The sequence below is a fragment of the Dyadobacter beijingensis DSM 21582 genome, from assembly GCF_000382205.1.
Taxonomy (GTDB): Bacteria; Bacteroidota; Bacteroidia; order Cytophagales; family Spirosomataceae; genus Dyadobacter; species Dyadobacter beijingensis.
This window is the reverse complement of the sequence record NZ_KB907786.1, coordinates 1415872-1437195: the sequence shown is the minus strand read 5'-3', so window position 1 is coordinate 1437195 and position 21324 is coordinate 1415872. Positions and strand designations below refer to the sequence as shown.

Genomic DNA, 21324 nt, shown 5'->3' with positions numbered 1-21324 from the left:
TATACAAATGATAGTAGTATACAAAAGGTTAGCAATAACCTTTTGGTTAGCAAAAATCAAAATGGCATTCACCAACCATAACGGCCCAAGGCCTGATACCGCCCAGTGTTACAGCAAGTTGAACGCGGCAGGCGACGCGTTATATGTCATCGGAGGAAAATGGCGGCTGCGCATTATCATCGCCCTTTCGGATGGCAAGCGGCGTTTCAACGAGATCCAGCGGGCCATTAGCGGCATCTCGGCGCGTGTCCTTTCCAATGAATTGAAAGAACTGGAAATCAACGGGTTCGTCACCAGAAAGGTGTACACCGATTTTCCCGTATCCATTGAATATGAACTGACCCCATACAGCGACACGCTTTCACCCGTGATCGAATCGTTGATCGAATGGGGCGAAATGCACCGGCAGCGCATCATGCAGGGTGAGCCAGCTACGGCTGCTCTGGAAGAGACACTGTAATGTGCCACATATCGCCGGAATTGCTCACCTTTTCCGTGCCCCATAGCCCGGGCCCACCGTCTGGCCGCAGGTAGACGTTAAATACCACCGTGCTGATCTGCGAGCCTTTGATCAGCACGCTTCCGCAGGCCGCGCCATTGTCGCAATTGCCGGTAATGGACGTTTTCGCGTGCAGGATCTTCGTTCCGGTCATATCTATCTGCATATCCTCGTTACCGGAAAGGCGCGTAAGTTTGAGCGACTGCGACTGCAGTTCGAGCTCAGTGGCAAAGCCGAGACGCTTGTTGCCGAAATTGGTCGTCGCGCCCAGACCAATGAGCGAAATGACCGGATTGTCGACCGGCCGGCTGAATTGCAGCCGCAGCTTCCCATAATAATAGCGGCTTGTATCGGTTTTCGGCGCATTCGAAGTCAGCAGTGGTTTAGCCGAGAGAAACACCTGCAACCCGGCATTCATAAACAGGTTAACTCCCTTTCCGGCAGGCCCTTGCGGATGTGCCGTAAAAATTTTCCTGGCCGTATCCGCATAGTAGTAATTTGTATTCACGACCGGCACCGCGCGCACCTGGGTACTGCTCGCACCCGAGGCCGCACCGAAAGTCATCCCCGTAACATGCTGCGGCACATTCACATAGGGCTGATCGTCGAAACTGAATGTAACCGTCAACGCCTTTTTCAGGGGGAGGAAGTAGATCCCTTCGTCGGTACTGCCGTTTTTGTTGTAAAAAAATGTCAGCGTCTGGGGAATGGACGTCGGGCCTTTCGGCACCGGCAGCTGGTAGCTGTTGTTGACCCCGTCCTGCACGAGCTCGTAGGTATTCGGTACAATGGCGCCCTGAGCCAATGTGATGTTGCCGGTTACGATGGACAGCGAAATGACCAAAGCCGCCCTAAATAATGATAATGAAGATGTTAGCATGTGTAAAGAGTTAAAGATCGTTGAGAAAACAGATGCCAATATATACTTTCTGAACGACGTCGCCCAGCAATCGGGGCATGTAAGATCATTTTACCTGTATAGTTCTAAATAATACCCGCATCATCCCATCCGGCGCACATGCCAGCCGATTTTCAAACTAAGTATTTGATTATTAATTGAATGTAACGCGACCGTTATTTTTCCCGCTCACTAACCATCATGCGGTACATTTTAGTTTTTCTCCGGCAAAAGGGTTAAGCCAATGTTTCGTCACCAGCCGCATTCATAACACATTGTTGATCCGCTACCGGCCGGCTGCTAAGCCGTTTTGAAGGAAATTTGAAGCCTGATTTTCACCCCACACTGGCAACCCTCCCATCGTTCCGGCTATTATTCAATTTTCCCCAGTTCATTCTAAAACATGAAGAAACGTTTTACCATTTTGTACAAACCCGTACAGACGACCCTGCTTTGGCTATGCCTTATGGTTTCGTCCGTCACCCAGGCCCAGAACCTGACCCAGTCGGGCTTCGTGTCCGTACTCACCCCCCAGTTCCTGTCGAGCGGGAACAACACCCGCCTGCCCGTGATGTACCGGGCTACCGTTACCGGACTGACGCCTTCCACCACGTACCGCTTTTACACACAGGCCGCCATTGCAGACAATCTCGGCGGAACCAATCCCGGGGCCGGTAACCCGCTGCTGATCAGCGCCGATGGGTTAACCTACACTTATACCACCAACCCGGCCGTGACCACCGCGGGTGGTTATGAGTCGTTTGTCACGGATGCCAGCGGAAATTATACGGGCTGGTTCGGTTTTGTCAACACCAGTAATCCACGCTTCACGGCGGGTAATCTTATTCTGCCTACGATCGTGATTGCCAACACTTCGGGTACAATCCTCTCGCGCCGTGCGCTCGACGTGTCGATCCGCGTGCTGGAATACGCCACGGCCGCCGGTGCCAATGCGGGTTCCTTCCTGAAAGAGCAATCGTCGGGCGCTACGGGCAAAAACCTCGTCGCGATTTACGATAACACCGCCGGGACCGGCCGGCCGCTTTACATTGCGCCCGCGGAATCGATCGGCACCACCATTGCCAGCGTGGTGCCGGGCTACACCACTGCCGGCGGCGGCTGGAATGCCATTATCCCCAACAACAACCCGAATGGCGTGCGCCGCATCGAACAACGCAGCGTCACCTCCGGGAATGTCGTAGGCTGCGCCACGGACGACGACGGTACCTGGCCAACCGGATCGACCGATACCTCCGACCCCATCGCAGGCACAGCGGGGCTGACCATTTCCGGAACTGATGCGGCACTCACCTCCTGCACCACACTTCCCGCGGTAACCCTCGAAGTGAGCGCCAACGCGGGTTCGGAAGCCGATCAGACAGTCATTACGGTTACAGCCAGGGCATCTTCCGCCGTGACAGGCAACCAGACTGTTAACCTGGCTATTTCGGGAACCGGCATTACCGCGACGGATTATGTATTGTCCGGTAACACGATCACCATTGCCGACGGCACCACCAGCGGCTCGGTAACTTTCACCATCGCCGACGACAGTGAAGAAGAAAGCCTCGAAACAGCCATTCTGACCATTTCCGACCCTACTACCGGCATTGTGCCGGGATCGCCGGTGAGCCAGTCCATCGCCATCACCGACAACGACGGCGCGCCCAATGCGAATGCGCCGGTGATTGCGGCCGACAATGAGACCGTCATCGACGCAGACCGTACCACGCCGTACCTTTCCATTCCCGACACCAGCCCTGCCGGCGCGGTGGCGGCATTTGTGAGCGGGGTGATCAACGACCCTACCGATCCTGCCCGCACGCTGGGCATCGAATTCAATGTGAGCGATGTGGAAACGGCCGCTTCGTCACTCACCGTAACGGCTACGAGCAGCAATGCAGCGGTGGTGCCGAATGCCAATCTCTCCATGACGACCGGCAATGCCGACAGCCGTAACCTCAAAATCACGCCGGCAGGTGTCGGGCATACCAATATCACCGTCACCGTAAGCGATGGCAGCCTCACCAGCAGCTATGTGATCGCCTACGCCGCATCTGCAGCGTCGGGCACGCCCGCGAACACGCGCTTCCATACCCAGGTGAGCGACGCGTCGACCGCGCAGGCCGTAGATACTGATTATATGCTGGTAGCGGATGACGAAAACCAGGTTTTGAGACTGTACAACCGCCAGAATTCCGGTTTGCCCGTGAACGGTTTCGACTACACGAGCTCGCTCGGGCTGACGGACCTGTCCGGCGGAACGCCACGTGAGGTAGATATCGAATCGTCCCTCATGATTGGCAACCGCATTTACTGGCTGGGATCACATAGCAATGCATCGGGCGGCAACAACCGGCCCAACCGCAGCCGTATTTTCGCAACCGACCTCTCGGGCAGCGGCGCAGCGGCTACATTATCATACGTAGGCCGTTACGACGGCCTGAAAACCGACCTCCTGGCCTGGGATGCTGCTAACGGTAATGCATTAGGCCTTGGCGCAAGTGCGGTAACCGGCAAAATCCCGGAAGATCCTGCCCTCGACGGGTTCAATATCGAAGGCCTCACCGTGGCCCCCGATGGTGTGACAGGCTATATCGGCTTCCGCGCACCTTACCAATCTACCAGCACGCGGACGCTGGCATTGATCGTTCCCTGGACGAATATGACCTCGCTTTTCACGGGAAACCCGACGACCGGCCCGGCCACATTCGGCACGGCGATCCAACTCGACCTGGGCGGACGCGGCATCCGGGAGATCAAACGCAATGCATCCGGTGAATACCTCATCATTGCCGGACCTGCGGACGGCGCCACCGGCACCGCCCCCAAAGACTTCCGTTTCTTCACCTGGACAGGCAATCCCGCCGATGCACCTGTGCTCCGCTCCGCCAACCTGACGGCGCTGAATGCGCAGGGCAGCTTCGAATCGATCGTTGATTTACCGGCAACATTGGCGGCAAACAGCGAAATCCCGGTTTTGGTAGACAATGGCGACAACATTTTTTACAATGACGGTACCATTGCAAAAGACTTGGGTCAATCGAACTACAAAAAATTCAGAAGCGAACGCATTGCCTTGGGTAATGCACCACTCGTGGCAACGAAAATCCATGCTATCCAGGGCTCGGGCAGCACGGCGGCATTGACCGGCCCGCAAACGATCGAAGGGGTGGTAACCCGCACATTCACAGGCTCTACCGGCCTAAATGGCTTTTATGTACAGGAAGAAGATGCCGATGCGGACACCGACCCGGCTACTTCCGAGGGTATTTTCGTATATAATGTAGCCGCCGATCCGGCAGGCGTGGTGCCGGTGGCGCAGGGCGATCTCGTCCGCATTTCCGGCGAGGTGATCGATTTCGTGAGCACGACCAGCGGGTTTACGACTTCATTGACGGAATTAAAAACTATTTCGGCATTTGAAAAGCTGGGCACCGCCCCATTGCCTGCCGTGACGAACGTGACATTGCCCGTGGCCAACACCACCGACCTCGAACGCTACGAGGGCATGCTGGTAAACCTCAGTGCAACGGGCGGTAACTTGTTTGTGACCGAATATTTCCAGCTGGGCCGTTACGGGCAGGTGGTGCTCTCGGCTGATGGCCCGGGCAACCTGGCCGGAACAGACGGCCGCCTTGACCAATACACGCAGTTCAATGCTCCGGGCGTGGCTGGTTACTCGGCTTACCTGGCCGATATCGCCAAACGTAAGATTTACCTCGACGACGGCCGCGCGACGCAAAACCCCGATCCGGTGATTTTCGGCCGCGGCGGCAATCCTTTGAGCGCTACCAATACCCTGCGCGGCGGCGACCAGCTGACCAGCGTCACCGGTATCCTCGATGAGCGTCTGGAAGGTTATCGCATTCAGACATCTGCGGGCGTGAATTTCATCCCTGCCAACGAGCGCCCTACCACACCGCCGAGCCTCGGCGCTACCGCTACTTTGAAAGTGGCGAGTGCAAACGTGCTGAATTATTTCAACGGCAATGGCACGGGCGGCGGCTTCCCTACCTCTCGCGGTGCGGACACGCCGGCGGAATTTACCCGCCAGAGAGCGAAGGTGATCGAAGCACTATACACGTCGCAGGCCGATGTGATCGGTTTGATGGAATTGGAAAATGATGGCTACGGCGCAAACAGTGCCATTCAGGACCTGGTAAACGGCCTCAATGCACGTGCCGGTGTGAGCGGGACGTACGCATTCGTCAACCCCGGAACAATCGCGACGGACGAAATCACGGTAGGGCTTATCTACAAACCTGCCAAAGTCACCCCGGACGGCGCGGCTGCGACCATGCCCGACCATTACGGACAAACGAGCCCAGGCTATCCTGCCGGTCAGACGGCATTCGACGTAACCGGCCGCAAGCCGCTCGCGCAGACGTTCACCGAAGTTTCCAGCACCGAGAAATTCACGGTCGTGGTGAACCATTTCAAATCCAAAAGTTCGAGCGCTGGCGGTGCGGGTGATGCCGACTCCGGCGACGGCCAGGGCGAGTCGAACGGAACGCGGGTGCGCCAGGCACAGGACCTCGCGGCATGGCTCGCTACGAAACCGACAGGCACTACCGATACCGACTACCTCATTCTCGGTGATTTGAATGCTTATGCCAAGGAAGATCCCTTGACGGTACTCGCCAATGCAGGCTACAACAGCGTGCTGCCGGCAACTTCTTACTCGTATGTTTTCGACGGCTTCACCGGCTCGCTCGACCATGCTTTGGCCACATCGTCCCTGGCCCTGCAAGTGACCGGCGCCGATAAATACCATATTAATGCCGACGAACCGAGCGTGCTGGATTACAATACCGAGTTCAAATCGGCCGGGCAAGTGACCAGTTTCTACAATGCCGACCAGTACCGCGCGTCCGACCACGATCCTGTGCTCGTAGGCCTGCACCTGGAACCAGCATTGCCGGTAAGCCTCATTTCCTTCAATGCGACTTCCGCCCAGGACCTTGTGAAGCTGGAATGGGCTACGACGTGGGAAGAGCAGAACGAAGGCTTCGATATCCTGCGCTCTGCCGACGGAAAGAATTTCACGACGATCGCATTTGTCGAAGGTAATGCTACGACGTCCGTGCGTTCGGAATATACCTGGATTGACTCCAATGTGGAACACGGCGTGCTTTACTACTACCGCCTCCGCCAGCGCGATTTCGATGGTTCGACCACGCTCTCCCGTATCGTGGCGGCGCGCGTGAACGCCGGTGCGGATGCATTAGCCTATGTGTATCCCAACCCGAATGCGGGCAGCTTCACCGTATCCGCTCCGGGTGCCACCAGCTTCCGGTTGTGCAATGCGGCGGGAATCCAGGTTCCTGTCGTCATCAAACCGGTTAGCGGCGAAGGGCTTTTTTCAGTAACTGTGAAAGGCCTGGCCGTGTCTGGGATTTATAATTTAGTTATTGAGAGAAAAGCACCTGATGTGTCTTCGAGCGTGAAGGTGTTTGTCCAATAGGCTTAAAAATCAAGTATTTGCAGGCGGCCCGATGTACACCGGGCCGCCTGCTTTTTTAGCTATTCATTAAGATCAGATTGCCTAATCATTAAGATTAAATTAGAATTAAAATTAAATTAAAAATTAATATCCCCAGTTAATCCAAACAGGAATGGACAGCGTATGTGGTTGTGTTCAACTATATCACTAAAACGCGTTCCTATGAAATTACTCGACCTATGCCTGCGGTCAGCATTGATTGCCATGACCGGACTTCTTTCGATCTCGCTCCTTTCCTGCGAAGATCACCGGGTGCCGCCCACAGGGCAGTCGCTGCCCGACAGGATTTTTTATGCCTTGTCGGACGACAACCGCCTGCACGAGATCAACATCAGGAACACCGCAAGCCCCTTGCGCTCATTCGCTGTAATGGGTCTTGAACCGGGAGATATGCTGAAAGCCATCGATTTCCGCCCGGCTACCGGCCAGTTGTATGCCATTGGCTCGCTGAATAATTTGTATCAGGTCAATGTAAATGCCGGCGACCAGGAAGGAAAGGCGACACGCATTGGTATGGCCCCCATTGCTGCTACATTGAGCGGTCATATCGGCTTCGATTTCAATCCGACGGTAGACCGCATCCGCGTGGTGAGCTCTTCGGCGCAGAACCTTCGTCTTCATCCCGAAACCGGCGCAATCGTACCCGGTGACTCTCCTTTAAATGGTTATGCCAACCCGATGATCGGCGCCGTGGCTTATACCAACAGTCGCGCAGGTGTGACTGCCGCACCAATGGGCGCAGGCACCACACTGTACGATATCGACGCGAATACCGACATGCTATACATACAAAATCCGCCTAACCCCGGAACTTTGCTGGCGGTAGGTCCGCTGGGTCTGAACATCCAGGAAGTAGGCGGGTTCGACATTTCGCCGGACGTGAATGCGGCCGACGTGTACCCGATCGCATCCGTGAAGTTCGGCGACAAATGGGAGCTCGACTTTGTGGACCTCGGCACCGGGAAGCTGCAAAAATTGGGAGATCTGCCTGCCAATGTGAATGTGACGGGTATTGCCATTCCGCCGCTTCCCGTTGCCTATGCGCTCACCGATGCCGGCGCATTGAAAATTTTCAACCCGGAAACCGGATTCGAATATGGCTCCAAAATGATCCCGGCCATTCCCGGCGTGACTTTGCAAGGCATTGATATTCGTCCTGCCAACGGCCGCCTGTATGCATTGGGCAGCAACAGCAAAATCTACGGCATCGACCTCGGCACCGGCGCCGCCACCGAGCTGGTAAGCCTGAAACTCACCGACAATACGCCGGTAATGCTCAGCGGCACCTATTTTGGCGTCGATTTCAATCCCGCGGCCGACCGCCTGCGCGTGGTGAGCGACAACGGCCAGAACCTGCGCATCAACGTCGGCGACGGCGTGACGATCGTAGACGAGTCCCTCAAAATCGGTGTAGCAGGCCCTACCCCGTTTGTGACGGCCGTGGCTTATACGAACAGCTACCCCGGCGTAGTCGCAGCGAACACGACGCTGTTCGACATTGATAGTCAATCGAATACACTATACAAACAAACCCCGCCGAACAACGGCATCCTCGTAGATCCGAAAATGCTCGGCGCAGACGTCGACCCGGGCATCGGCTTCGACATCGGCAACAAGTCGGGCAAGGGCTACGGCCTTCTCACCGTTGCAGGCACCACCAGCCTCTACACGATCGACCTGGGCACCGGCGCCGCCACGCACAAATTCCCATTCAGCGGCCCCGTAAAAGGGCTGGCGTTAGGGTTTGGGTTGTAATGGCTTGAATGTGGATGATGGGAATGCAATGCATTTCAAAAGCAGCACAGCCGTCCGGAGCGATCCGGGCGGCTGTGCTGGTGTTTCAATAAACCTTCTCCTGCAATATCTTCGCCACGCTCTCGTGCAAGGGCGGGTGCAGGTCGGCAAGCAGCCACCAGGTATGGATTTTGGCACCGGCGTCCACCAGCTTCCGGACTATCTGAAGATGATGCGGGCGGATGCCTTCGTGCGCGGTCGCCCAAAGCGTCTGGTCCAGTACCGTACCGCCGAATTCATTGCGGGCCTCGAGGGGGGCTTTACAGGCAAGCAGCAAATCCACGACCTCGGGATAGCCGAAATAACCCGCCCAATGCAAGGCGGTCCAGTCGCCGTGATCTTTCGAGGCCGCACTCACGCCGCTTTCGAGCAAAAAATGGACAGTTTCAATGCGATTGAGCATGGCCGCCCACACGAACGCCAATGCGAGGTTGGCCTCGGGCGTCGCGCCTACGCGCAGCCATTCCACATGGATCAGCGGGGCACCGGGTTTCAGCTTGCCGGCTTCGCCCAGGTAACCAGCCAGCTGACCGGTTTTGCCCATGGCACCGGCGGTAACCACATTATCAATCCGTGCGCCACGCCGTACGAGTGTTTCTGCACTGGGTGGATAGTGGAAATAGATCGCCGTGACGAGCGGGGCACCGTCGTTGCGGACGCCGTTGACGGCCGCGCCGTAATCGAGCAGCTTTTCGACCAGTGCCGTTTGCACGCCGGCTTGCGCCGGGTGCGAACTTGATACAAGCAGATCCAGCGTCGTACCCCATTTGGTGTCGTAGGTATCTGCCAGGGCATCCGGCACGGCGCCTGCCGAGAGCAGTATTTCCGCGATTTCTACGGCGTTGGCCGGTGTTACCTGGCGGAAATTTTCGACGCCGTTTGCAGCAATATAATGCAACAATGTAGCCTTGTGCCCACGTGACGATCGTTCGTGCACGAGGCCGGGGTGATTTTGAAGTAATTGTTTTAATACTGGCGCATCTCCGTGGACAACAGCTTCCACGGCGCACTCGAAAATCGCTACCGGCGAACCGGCGTCTTCCAGATCGGCCATGTGCTGGAGGAATGCGGGCCAGTCCGCAAAACCGTGCTCCCGGGCCACCACAAGCCGGGCATCGTCGAGACTGAAATTGGTATCGGGCTTGTTCAGTAACGTAATCCTTTCGGGTTCAGGGTGGTATTTGCGAATGTATTTGGTCGAGTCGGTGTGAATGGAGCGGCAGCTGTCGGCGAGCCGGGCAGCTTCTTTTTCGTAATATTCGGGGGTCGGATCGGATGTGAGAGGGATGATATCGGTAGTGTTCATAAGTTCGGTTTGTTCGCGGCTGAAACATGAGACAATTAGAAAGTTTTCGCATAAAATACAAAATCCGGTTATTATCCGTGGCCAGTTATCGGCATAACAGATACGGGCCATGAAAGCCTCTTTCCCGAAGCTTTCATGGCCCGCGTCCTTTGTACCAAAATTGTTTCAGCATCATCGTGGTTGTTATTGCCTGACTATCCAAAAGCAATGCCAACCCGGAAACGCCGCTTTACCGGTTGATGATAAAATGTTTCTGTAAGTCCACCTTCCCATCCGGCGTCGTTACCGTCAGCACGTAACTTCCCGAATGCAGCGAACCCGTCGCCAGCCGGGCCTGTTTGCCATCTGACGTCGCTCGTTTGACGATTTGCCCGCGGCTGTCGGTGATCAGTAATATAGACCCCACCTGTATATTTTTAACAACAATCTGATCCTGTGCGGGGTTGGGAAACACAACGGCCATTGCGCCCGGCAGCGTGAGCCATTTCACGGACGAGAAACTGGCCGTACCATCCGTATCGACCTGCCTGATTCGGTAATAGCTCGTTCCCGGCAAAGGCGCAACGTCCAGAAAATCATAACGCTGTTCGACGGACGAGTTCCCTTCGCCTTTCACCATACCCAGGCTTTCAAATCGGCGCGCGTCTGCACTTCTCTCCACTTCAAAATGATCGTTACGCAGCTCTTCCGAGGTGGTCCAGCTCACCCGCACTGCCGATTGCTCAGCCGGTTTTACCTCAAAACTTTTGAATGTGACGGGCAGCGGGCCGCAATCCACCGTGGAGATGGACGCGATGTTGGCGTCCATCCAGTTGAGATGGTCTACCAGCCAGGTTTTCAGGTACTGCACTTCCTTCGCGTAGGTATTACCCGGCAGCGGATAATGCTGGTTGAACATTACATCGGTTTCCAGGATGTTCCAGCGCGAAAAGTTGCGCTGCATCGCATTCTGACCGATCAGTTCCGCCTGCTTCTGATCGATAAAACTGCTAATGGACTGATTGCTCCATTGCGTCTGCCGGAGCTGCATATACCGCACGATCAGCTTGTTCTTGAAGTAGCAATCCGTGAGCAGGCGGGCAGGCCAGAAAACCGTCATCGGCGGGCGGTCCGGGCAGTAGTTATTGAACTGCCAGGCCCAGCTGCCCGTCGGCAGCACCGACAGCTCATAGCACCATTGCTGGTTTCCCATCGACTTATCGAAATCCCACGGAGCGCCCATCGCAATCTGTCCGCCTTCGTCATCACGCTGTTTGTAAAAGAACGTACTCGCCCGCCAGTTGTCCGAATTCTTCGTAATCTCCTGCAATAGCAGATAATCGATGAAGGAATCCTCGTCGAGCAGCGGACGGTAGCCAATGTTCTCGTCCGCATAGTTCGCTCCCGCGAGCACGTTTTCGAAGTTATCGATCCGGCCTTTGATATAGTTGAACTGCATATCGCGGACGGCCGTATTCGTGTATTTGTGCAGCTTGGGGTATTCTACATGAAAAAACGGCTTGGGCTGGGCGGGCGCATCGTTGCCGGCGTATTGCGACGTCCATTTCATGTCTTCATCCTCCGATACCTGCAACAGGTAACCGCCTGTGATTTTGGCGGGATCGGTATCGGACTCGGCCAGTTTCTTGATATTGATACGGCTCGATGCCCTTTTGACCTTCTCCATCAAAATATACACACCCTGGTAGGTCATGCCGCCTGTTTCCTGTAAAAATACCTCCACATAGCGCGTCTTGGGCGAATAACGGCCCGTGCGCGTGTACATTTCGTGGGCGAACACGTCGCGGATGAACGATTTATCGCCGTAGCAGGCATTCAGCACCCAGTCGGACTCCGCGGGCATGCCTAGTACGGATACGTCCTCACCGCCGCCCGTGGCGTTGGTGGTTTCTACGCTGTATGACTTTTTGGGCCAGTAAATGGAAGTATTCCCCCGAAGTTCGATCCCGATGGTATGCTCAAACTGGAACACATTCGACGGGGAATTGGCGTCGAATGTGTGCAGTCCGCCGCCACCCGCCGCGGTGATCTTCATCGTCGCGGGGATCTTGTCGATGTCGGGGATCGTGGCGCCGCTGGTGTTGATGACGACGATCGGTAAATTGGAAGTAACGGAAGTCTGGGCAAAACCCATTCTGCTCAGCAGCAGCATCGTGAAAAGGCAAACCCAACTTGTTGCGAAAAAACGTAAACGAGGAGCCATAGATGAATTTGATTAACTTATACACATACCATTTGCGGAGTTTTGTAACCCGCCGAATGATAAAATTAAAAAGTTAACAATTTCTTCATATTCAGTTGATTAATATTCCTATTAAAAGGCACCACAACTTATTTTACGCGCCGGGCTGCTCGTTCAAGGACGCCCTTTCCGCCATGCAGGAAGCGTTTTGCCCGACGGCCGTCACCCGGCGTACATATTGAATGCGAGCAGGTGTTTTTTAAAAATTGCCTCGAAGCGGTCGGCCGCCTGGTCCTGCTTCGCCCGGCGGCATTCGCGGAAGATGCTTTGCAGGATAAACAGGTCCGTATTCACGTCCCTGTTCCGCTGGCCGTTCTTTTCCTTGATCCACGACAGGTTTTCGTCCGAGCGGATCGCCATCGCCTGCGCCGAATCGAGCGCTTTCCGGTTTTCGCCTACATCAAACAATGCCCCCACGAAGCCTGCCGAAATCTGGTCGTACGGGATCGTATCGTCGGGCATGACGGCCATGGCCTTGTTCACGACATGGCGCGCTTTATCCGTCTTCCCTTCGGCGATGAGCTGCTGGGCCAGCCGCAGGAACGACAGCCGTGCCGTAAACACCGGCGAGCCGCGGTAGGTATCGTCGTAATACACTTTCGGGTTGTCCATTTCGCGCCAGTACATTTTGTTCATCAGGTTGTCGTACATAATGTCCGAATTCACGTACCCGTCCGACGCCCCGGCACGCGCACGGGCAGCAGGCGATAGGCATAACCTTCGAGTTGCAGGTATTCCTGCAATCCCAGGTTGTGCGATGAGCCCATAGTCGACGAGAAGTACACGGGCCGCTTCCAGTTATTGCTCGAAATAATATCCAGCATCACGAGATCGCTTTTCAGCAGGTCGGTTTCGCCTATCTTCCAGCTCATGGAATCGCTCAGGTAAGGCAGCAGGTCACTTTTAACGATGTTCAATTTTTTGACATCCTGCGTATCGACGGGTAAAAAAAGCATCGAAGCCGGCAGAATGGACGTCATATCCCCGCTCGTAAGCGGCACCTGGATCGCCTTGTTGTCCTGATGAATCAGTTCCAGGTATTCTTTCAGGTTAATTCCGTTTTTTACGGAGGCGATTTCGTAAAATGGCAGGTATTCATTTTTACCCAGCTGATAGTTACCCGAATCGAGCGATAGCGGCAATGCATCCGACTGGTTGATCTTCCGTTTCAGCTGTTCTATGTACCAGTCCGTGCCCAGGAACGTCTGCACGCATACGCGCACGTCGGTGCGGAAGCCTTCCACTTCCTGCACGTACCAAAGGGGAAAGGTATCATTGTCGCCGCCGGTAAAGAGAATCGCGTTCGGCGCGCAGGAATTGAGGATGTTACGGGCAAAATCCACGGAATGAAAGCGGTCGGTGCGGTCGTGGTTGTCCCACCCGCGCGCCACCATGATCGCCGGTACCGAAAGGCAGGCTATCCCCGCCACGCCTGCCCGCAATGCCGGTTGCTGCACGAGCTTTTCCAGGAACTTCGCCGCAGCCAGTACCCCGAAACCGATCCAGACGCAGAAAATATAGAATGAGCCTACATAAATGTAATCGCGCTCGCGCGGTTCCGTAGGCGGCGAGTTGAGGTAAAATACCAATGCAATGCCCGTCAGCACAAACAGCATTCCCAGCACCAACAGGTCTTTGCGCCGATAGTAATACATATAAACGATCCCCGCCAGGCCCAGCAGGAACGGCAGCATGAGGAAGTTGTTATGCCCGCGGTTTTGCCCGATACGCTTGGGGAACGCGCCTGCCGCCTGCCAGGGCAGCACCACGCCCGCACCCTCCTGGTCGCTCTCCCGCCCGACGAAATTCCAAAGGAAATAGCGCCAGTACATATGTCCGAACTGGTGCGAGAACATGTACGACAGGTTGTGCCTTAGGGTTGGTTTTTCGCCTTCGGCGAGGCCGGTCATTTCCTGATAGCGCTTCGGGTGGCCCGGCTGGGAGCTGTACATACGCGGCAGCAGCATATTGCTTCCGGGCTCGTATTCGTAAATCGGTTTGTAGTCGATCAGTACATACTTACCGTCTTTTTTGGCATAAACCGGCGCCCCGCGTTTCTGGCTGACGGGCCGCGACACGAAAGAAGGGCCGTACAGCAGCGGCCGGCTCTCGTACTGCTCCCGTTTCAAATAATATACAAATCGGAGGACATCGCTCGGATTGTTCTCATTAATAGGCGTTTTGTAGCCTGAACGCACCAGAACGAGTGAATAGGAGGCGTAACCTATAAGGATAAACGCAAGTGAGAGCAGCCCGGTGTTCAGCAGCGCCCGGTTTGAACGGTGCGAATAACGGATGCCCCCTATCAGCCCGCCGAGAAAAAGGACGGTAAAAAATACAATGCCGGTGTTGTAAGGCAACCCGAGTGAACTCACGAAAAAGATCTCGAATTTCGCCGCCATTTCCGGCAGGCCAGGGATAATGCCCACATGGATGACGGCAAGGATAAGCAAGCCTGTCAGGAATGCCGTAGAGGCGCCCCAGAAGCCCGGCTGGGGGTATTTTTTAAAATAATATACCAATGCCAGGGCGGGGATGGTTACGAGGTTCAGCAAGTGAACACCGATAGATAACCCAACCAGGTAGGCAGTCAGGATCAGCCAGCGGTTGCCCGAAGCCGGGTCTTCGATGGTTTCCCATTTAAATACCGCCCAGATCACGATAGCCGTAAAGAAGGACGACAGCCCGTACACCTCTGCTTCCACGGCCGAAAACCAGAACGAATCGGACCACGCGTACGCGAGCGCACCCACGACGGCCGCACCGGTGACGAGCAGCGTGTCGGCGATCGTTGCTTCCCTCTCCTGCTTGCCGGTCAGCTTCCAGGTCAGGAGACTAATGGTTTTGAACAGAAAGAAAATCGTGAATGCGCTGCTCAATACGGAGACCATATTGACCCAGTAAGCGACTTTCATCACATCGCCCAGGGCGAGCAGCGAAAAGAGCCGGCCGATCAGCAGAAAAAGCGGTGCGCCGGGCGGGTGCGGGACCTGTAATTTGAATGCGCAGGCGATAAACTCCCCGCAATCCCAGAAGCTGGCGGTCCGCTCCATGGTAAGGATGTAGGTGGCCAGGCTGACGCCAAATACCGCCCAGGCCGCCACATCGTTCCATTTTTTGAAGGATATCATGTTTGAAGGTGTTTTGGATGAGAACCCAAAACTATTCAACACGACGGGGTGCCGGAAACCCGTAATCTTAAAAAAAGTTAATGAAAGCCCTTGACAATCAGGCTTTAACTTAATTTAACAAACGGCTCAGAAAATGAGTGACAGGCAATAAAACAAGGAGGTCCAGAGAATTGCTCCGGCAGTAATAGTAATGACCACACCACCCAGAAACGGCAATTCAGATTTTGAAAGTTGTACCGATCTTTCCATTCTTCAATTTTTCATTTGTGACAGAGGAAAACTGACTACCAACACGAAGTTGTAGTTTCCATCAGCAAAGTTATAAAATCAAAGGAAAATAGGAAGTAGCCTGAATTAAATTGTAGTTTCCGAATATATCGACGAATATTAGTAGCAATTCGACACGATTATAGTACAACTTCCATAGAACTTGATTTAGCTGGCGCCCGCCTTCCGCCGCTTGTATATTTCCACCTTCTTGAAAAGTTCCAGAATATTGGTCACTTCGAGCTTTTCGAAGATTCGGGCCTTGTACGTGGATACGGTACTTTCTTTGATATTAAGGTCGATCGCGATGTCTTTAGTCCATTTCCCGGTGAGCAGCATATCCATGATTTCCAGCTCGCGGTTGGAGAGAATTTCGAGCGGGCTTTCCTTGCTTTCGCGTTCGAGCAGGGTGTTGTTCACGAGCTGGTCCTGGATCACATTGCTTATGTAGGTCCCGCCTGCCAGCACGGAAGTGATCGCTTTTTCCAGCTCCTCGTTGGAAGTGTCTTTCGGCAGGTACCCGTTCGCACCTGCCTTCACGTAATGTATAGCGTATAATTCCTCATCCTGTGACGAAAAGATCAGGATTTTCACCTTGTTCTGAATGTCGCGGATCTTACTGATCATATTAAATGCCTCCCCGCCCGGGATTTTGATATCCAGGATAACGAGGTCGAAAAATCTTGATTGAAGAAGTTTGAGGGTTTCGCTAAAAGTAGCGGCCTCTATCACCGATACTGAGGGTAAAAAATCTTCAATTAACAACTTTACACCCATTCGCACAATGGAATGGTCTTCTACCAGCAAAACTGTTTTCATTCAAAATGCCTGTTACTTCAAATCAGTTTTAAAAGTAGTTTAATATAAATGAAAAATTGTGTAGAAAAATGACTACATGTCAATTTATTTTGCAAATATAATGTGAACGGACGTTCCCGTGGGTGAGTTGGGTTCCGCCAATAATCGTGCCCTGATGAGTGTACTGATCTCTTTCACGATCAACAATCCCATTCCGAAGTTCTGTGCTGCATTTCCCGAACCGGGCAGCTCCCGGCTGTCGCTGTTGATCCAGTCGCGGACGGAGGCGTCCATACCCGGTCCCGTGTCGTTAACGATCAGGTGCAGCTCTCCCCGATGGTCCTCGTGCGTCACGCTGATGGTCCCGCCGTTTGTCGCTTTATTCGCATTGTCAATGAGGTTATGCAGGATAATACCGACGAGCTGCTGGTTGTTTTTCACAATCACGCCCGGGGGAACCGCGTTGACGAACCGGTTGGCATTCACTTCCGCATCCTGGATGAAAATCGCGAATTTCTGCGCGACCATCTCGTTGACATCCAGGTAAGTAAACTGCACGCCGGCATTCTTGTACCGGAACTCGGTATATTCCAGCAGGTTCTTCATGAAATGGTAAAGCCGGTAGCTCGACTGGCTGATCGCCCGCACGGTCGACAGGTCGGGATGGTTACGGGCCAGGCGGCCGGTGGTGGTCATCAGGAAGCGCAGCGGGCTTTTGATATCGTGCGAAATGCTGGCGATGAGGTGTTTCTGATGGACGTATTCCGTTTCCAGCTTCCGGCGGGATTCTTCCAGGTTCACGAGGCTATGCCGCAGCTCGCCCGTGCGGGCGTCGAGATCGCTGATCGTGTCGTAGAAAGAGCTGAAAAAAAAGTAGTTGATCAGTACGAGCATCGTAAAATTCTGGAACATCAGGATCGAAATCGTAATCCTGCCCGACCCTTCCGGCCCCCAGGAAATGTACGCGCCCAGATGATGTCCCAGCAGCACGAACAAAATGAACGGCACGATCGCGATCGTTGAATAAATAATACCCCACCGGTTGCCTAATCCATAAAAAGCCGCGACGCTGATAATGACCACGTATTGCAGGGTAACCAGGTCGAACCCGTTCTGAAAAAAGTAAAGGTTCGTCCCGATAATGACCAGGTAAATCAGCATGGCCGCGTGAACAGCCTTCCGCCACTGATAGCCGGTCGAGATGGCGACGTAATAGATCAGGATGATGCCGAGCAAAATGCCCGAACGGATCGCCTGCAACTGATAATTCTCCAAGATGTAGAATATCAACAGGAGCGCGGTTGTAAGTATTTTGAGGTGTAGTGCGTAAGAAAGAACTTTGATGCGAGCCCGGTTGAGGATAGTCGGTTCATCCTTTAATTGCTTACGCACAGGCCATTCCAGAAACGTTCGAATCATGTATTCAGATTTAGGTCGATTCAAAAGACGGGGACAAATGACATCGACAAGACCCAAATCTACCTAAAAAACGCAACAGATAATGTAGAGAAATTGCCACAAGCAAAACAATAGCAAACTACAATGGCTTTTTCATGCCAATGCTAAATTTGTAACATTCTGCACGTGAGGCTTAGTGGGATGGCAGCAGGATCACCAGACTTGAACGTAGAAGTACGTTAATAAACGTTGAGTATAACTTACACCTTCCGGTTTTACCGCGAAGGTGTTTTTTGTATACAGAGGGGAGAAACGTAGTAGTGGTAACGAAAGTATGACAACGGACCGGATCAGGATGCTTACTTCCCGGTTTTGTCCTGTGTTTGCTTTTTGGACTTTTTCACTTCGCCCGGTGTAAACTCTCCATTGATCCACCGCACGAAATTTTTTGACTGAACCTGATAAACCTGCGCTGATAGGGGTTTTAGATCTGATTTTTCAATTTCAAGAAGGTAATCAGCCAATAGACGGTTGATCTCTTCCAAATATTTGCTTTGCGTCTTCATGAGAGGATTTATATTTTTACAAAGAAAGAACTATTCTGATACTCAATCAAGTGCGCGATTTTTGTATCACTCTGCAAGTATAAACCTTTCCGGACGATCAGTTCTGGTTTTTGGGGTGAGAACGCTGAATTTGAGGGTGTAATGAGGCCTTCATGGGGAGACGATCAGGCCCTATCAAATCCCTTCAGTGGCCACTAAATTTTTACTACAAAAGCCCATCCAAAGGCCGCTACCGGGCATTTCTATGGTTTTTGATGCGGGCAGTGGACAAAGCTTCGATGCGGCCGTAGCCGCGCAAAAACAAGTCGGGCCGGAACAGGAATGTCCTGCCCCGGCCCGACCGGCACAAATTCGCAATAGTACTATTCGAATGTTTCGCCCGAATGCGTCTGCGAGCAGCCCATGAAATCCATATGGCCCATGATCGGCGCACCCGGCGGCATATCCAGCACCGAACCGGGCTCGAACTTGATCGGATTTTTACCAAATTCATCGATTTGCGCCAGTCCGAAGAGCATGTTTGCCTTCTGCTTGGGCGCAGCCGAAGCCAGCTGCGCTTTCAGCCATTCGCTCAGCTCGCCTACTTTCAGCAATGCCTCCCCGCGCACATTTTCAGGCGCTTTGGGGTCGGCGGCGAGCATAAGCAGGTATTTCAGCGAAAGGTTATTGACCAGTGTTTGCAACTCACCCTTGTAACCCGTCAACGGCGCCGATTTCCACGTTTTTTCAAACAATTTGTCGATCACCGGCATCAGTCCCGGCTGCTTCGCGTCACGCGCATTGTACTCCACGAGCCGCGCGGCGCGCTCGGGATTGAGCAGGTACGACAGGGTAGTTCCCGCGGCGGTTTCGGCGGCGGCAATCGGGTCGAACGTCGGGCCGGTATGGCCCGTAAAAGTTTCCAGGCTGGCCGGATACCCGCTCGGCCGCGGCGGGATTTTGCTGATCAATGCTTCGGGCAACGCCAGGGCATCGGGCGAAATAGTACCCAGCAAAGATTCCAGGGCACGCCATTGCTCTTTCGGCTCCACCATGCGGGTGGTCACCTGGCCGTCGTTTTTCACGGCGTGGGTAAAATACAGCCCGCCCACGGATTTGGCCACAGCTTCCACCTGGTAGCGGTGAAGCAGGTAAATCGGCACCAGTACCTCTTCGATCGTCGCCATCGGTTCGCCCTTCTGTATGGCTTTCTCCGAGAAATTATCCAGCACTTTCCGGCGAACGGCCATGATATTCGTCATCTGGTCGATCGGGTTTGCGCCATCGTCCCACTGGTGCGAGGTAGGGTGCGCATTACCGCCAATGTCCGGAATGTACAAAAAGCCCTGTTTGAGTGTTTCCTGCATAATTTTCTCTAAACCGGCCTCTTCGTCGGCGCCCTTCCCGAATTCGGTGTAGCCCCACATCACGGCGCGCTTGTCCCAGGCCCCGATGCCTTTGCCATAGGCGTCCGAAATATCGATGGTGCCGTCGGCTTTCATGGAGAAACGGGGAAACGGATAGTCCATGACCGAGCCGCGGTCTTTCGGGCTCGCCGCGAAATTGTGGTTAAAACCAAGCGTATGCCCGATCTCGTGGGCCGAAAGCTGCCTTACCCGCGCCAGTGCGAGCTCCTGCATGGCATTGGTCGTCTTCTTGCCGTCTTCATAAGGCTGCAAAAGGCCTTCGGCAATGAGGTAATCCTGGCGATGACGGTCGGAGCCGAGCGTGACCACGCCCTTGATGATCTCACCGGTGCGGGGGTCAATATACGAGGCACCTGAGGAGAAGCCCCGCGGCGCGCCGGTCCGGTTGATCCAGTTCACGACATTGTACCGAATATCCATAGGATCAGCCCCTTCCGGCAATTCCTTCACCTGGAATGCATTCTTGTAACCCGCCGCCTCGAACGCCTCGTTCCAGTAAGCCCCGCCTTCGATGAGCGCGGATTTCACCGGCTCGGGCGCCCCGCGGTCGATATAGTAGACAATGGGCTTCACGGCCTCGCTGGGTGCATTGCCGGGGTTTTTCTTTTCCAAACGATGCCGGCGGATGAAGCGCTTCACGATCGGCTCGGTCATCGGCGCCGAGAAATCCATGTAGCTGAATAGCCCGAATGCCGAACGCGGATCGAAACGACGCGGCTTGTAGTTCCCATCCGGCAACTCTACGAACGACTGGTGCATGTTGATCGTCACCGCACCGGGATCGGGCGCCAGGCCACCACCTCCCCCGCCGAAGCGGTTCACATTCGGTGAGCCACCGATGAATGTCACCAACGCTTCAAACTCGGTATTCTTTGGAAAGTTCTTCGTGTTATCGAGGTATACCACCGAACGGGTTTCATCGAGCCGGTAGCTCCCGCCCCCACCCGACGGCTGCGCCACGCTCACAGGCCCGCTCACGCGACGTACGCCCAGGCGAGCGGCGATGTTCTGGCTATCGCGTATAATAAATGGCGTGAGGTCGATCAGGAACTTCTCCCCTTCGACAGCCACCGGCGCGAAGCCGAAAATGACCGATTTGGCGAACGCGTTCTCCACGGCCCTTTTTTCGTCGGCATTCTGCGTGATGGCCCGGTAGTTGGTCACCGGCTCCACGAGCAGCACTTTCGGCCCCGACTTGATGAATTTGGCCAACGCGGAACTGGCCTGCCCACGTTCGGGGCCGCCATTGCCCACGCCCTCCGAAAGCGACGCGAAATAGAGGAACTCCATGTCGAGCTTGTCCACTTCCAGCAGTACCCTGCCGCTTTTTTCATCATAGTAAAAATTGAAAAAGCCCTCGTACTTTTTCATGCCCTGCGTGGCCGAGGCAATGCTCGTGGCGGGAGCGGCAGTTCTTCCGCCCTGTCCGCCGCCCGGATTCTGGGCAAAACCGACGGAACCAGCCGCCATCAGGACAGCCAATGCATAAAATCTCAACTTCATAGACTTCGGG

At 54.4% G+C, this 21324-nt stretch carries 10 protein-coding genes and 1 pseudogene; 3 read left to right on the top strand and 8 right to left on the bottom strand.

The annotated features are described in order from the left end of the window. Positions 1-61 precede the first annotated feature (61 nt). Positions 62-460 carry a winged helix-turn-helix transcriptional regulator gene (locus H144_RS0105900; protein ID WP_019941123.1) on the top strand — a complete coding sequence of 133 codons (399 nt, stop codon included), beginning with the start codon at positions 62-64 and terminating at the stop codon, positions 458-460. Here H144_RS0105900 and H144_RS0105895 read toward each other — a convergent pair. Next, positions 432-1379, bottom strand: coding sequence for a hypothetical protein (locus H144_RS0105895; protein WP_051100045.1), 948 nt, complete (start codon positions 1377-1379; stop codon positions 432-434). The genes H144_RS0105900 and H144_RS0105895 overlap by 29 nt on opposite strands. A gap of 421 nt (positions 1380-1800) precedes the next feature. Between H144_RS0105895 and H144_RS33180 the strand changes: the two genes are divergently transcribed. Both H144_RS33180 and H144_RS0105885 read left to right on the top strand, forming a co-directional pair. Continuing rightward, the gene (locus H144_RS33180) at positions 1801-6864 is read left to right on the top strand and encodes an ExeM/NucH family extracellular endonuclease (RefSeq protein WP_019941120.1); all 5064 of its coding nucleotides are present in this window, start codon (positions 1801-1803) and stop codon (positions 6862-6864) included. 201 nt (positions 6865-7065) lie between these two features. Next, positions 7066-8658, top strand: coding sequence for a DUF4394 domain-containing protein (locus tag H144_RS0105885; protein WP_026350450.1), 1593 nt, complete (start codon positions 7066-7068; stop codon positions 8656-8658). A gap of 85 nt (positions 8659-8743) precedes the next feature. Here H144_RS0105885 and H144_RS0105880 read toward each other — a convergent pair whose 3' ends face one another. The 7 genes and pseudogenes from H144_RS0105880 to H144_RS0105850 all read right to left on the bottom strand — a co-directional run bounded on the left by H144_RS0105880 (position 8744) and on the right by H144_RS0105850 (position 21314). After that, positions 8744-10003: an ankyrin repeat domain-containing protein gene (locus H144_RS0105880; protein WP_019941118.1), complete on the bottom strand. Its 1260-nt coding sequence runs from the start codon at positions 10001-10003 to the stop codon at positions 8744-8746. A 229-nt stretch (positions 10004-10232) separates the two neighbouring features. Then, positions 10233-12206 carry a CotH kinase family protein gene (locus H144_RS0105875; RefSeq protein ID WP_084599912.1) on the bottom strand — a complete coding sequence of 658 codons (1974 nt, stop codon included), beginning with the start codon at positions 12204-12206 and terminating at the stop codon, positions 10233-10235. Between the two features lie 201 nt (positions 12207-12407). Continuing rightward, positions 12408-15376: pseudogene (locus H144_RS32955) on the bottom strand (glycosyltransferase family 117 protein). A 435-nt stretch (positions 15377-15811) separates the two neighbouring features. Next, positions 15812-16462, bottom strand: a complete 651-nt coding sequence (locus H144_RS0105865) for a response regulator (protein ID WP_019941116.1) — start codon at positions 16460-16462, stop codon at positions 15812-15814. Between the two features lie 84 nt (positions 16463-16546). Beyond that, positions 16547-17860 (bottom strand): sensor histidine kinase, encoded by a 1314-nt coding sequence (locus H144_RS0105860; protein ID WP_019941115.1) that lies wholly within the window; start codon positions 17858-17860, stop codon positions 16547-16549. Positions 17861-18198: 338 nt separating this feature from the next. After that, a complete protein-coding gene (locus H144_RS0105855) occupies positions 18199-18405 on the bottom strand; it encodes a hypothetical protein (RefSeq protein ID WP_019941114.1) in 207 nt (68 codons plus the stop codon). 362 nt (positions 18406-18767) lie between these two features. Then, entirely contained in the window at positions 18768-21314 is a 2547-nt protein-coding gene (locus H144_RS0105850) for a zinc-dependent metalloprotease (RefSeq protein WP_019941113.1), read from the bottom strand. Positions 21315-21324 lie beyond the last annotated feature (10 nt).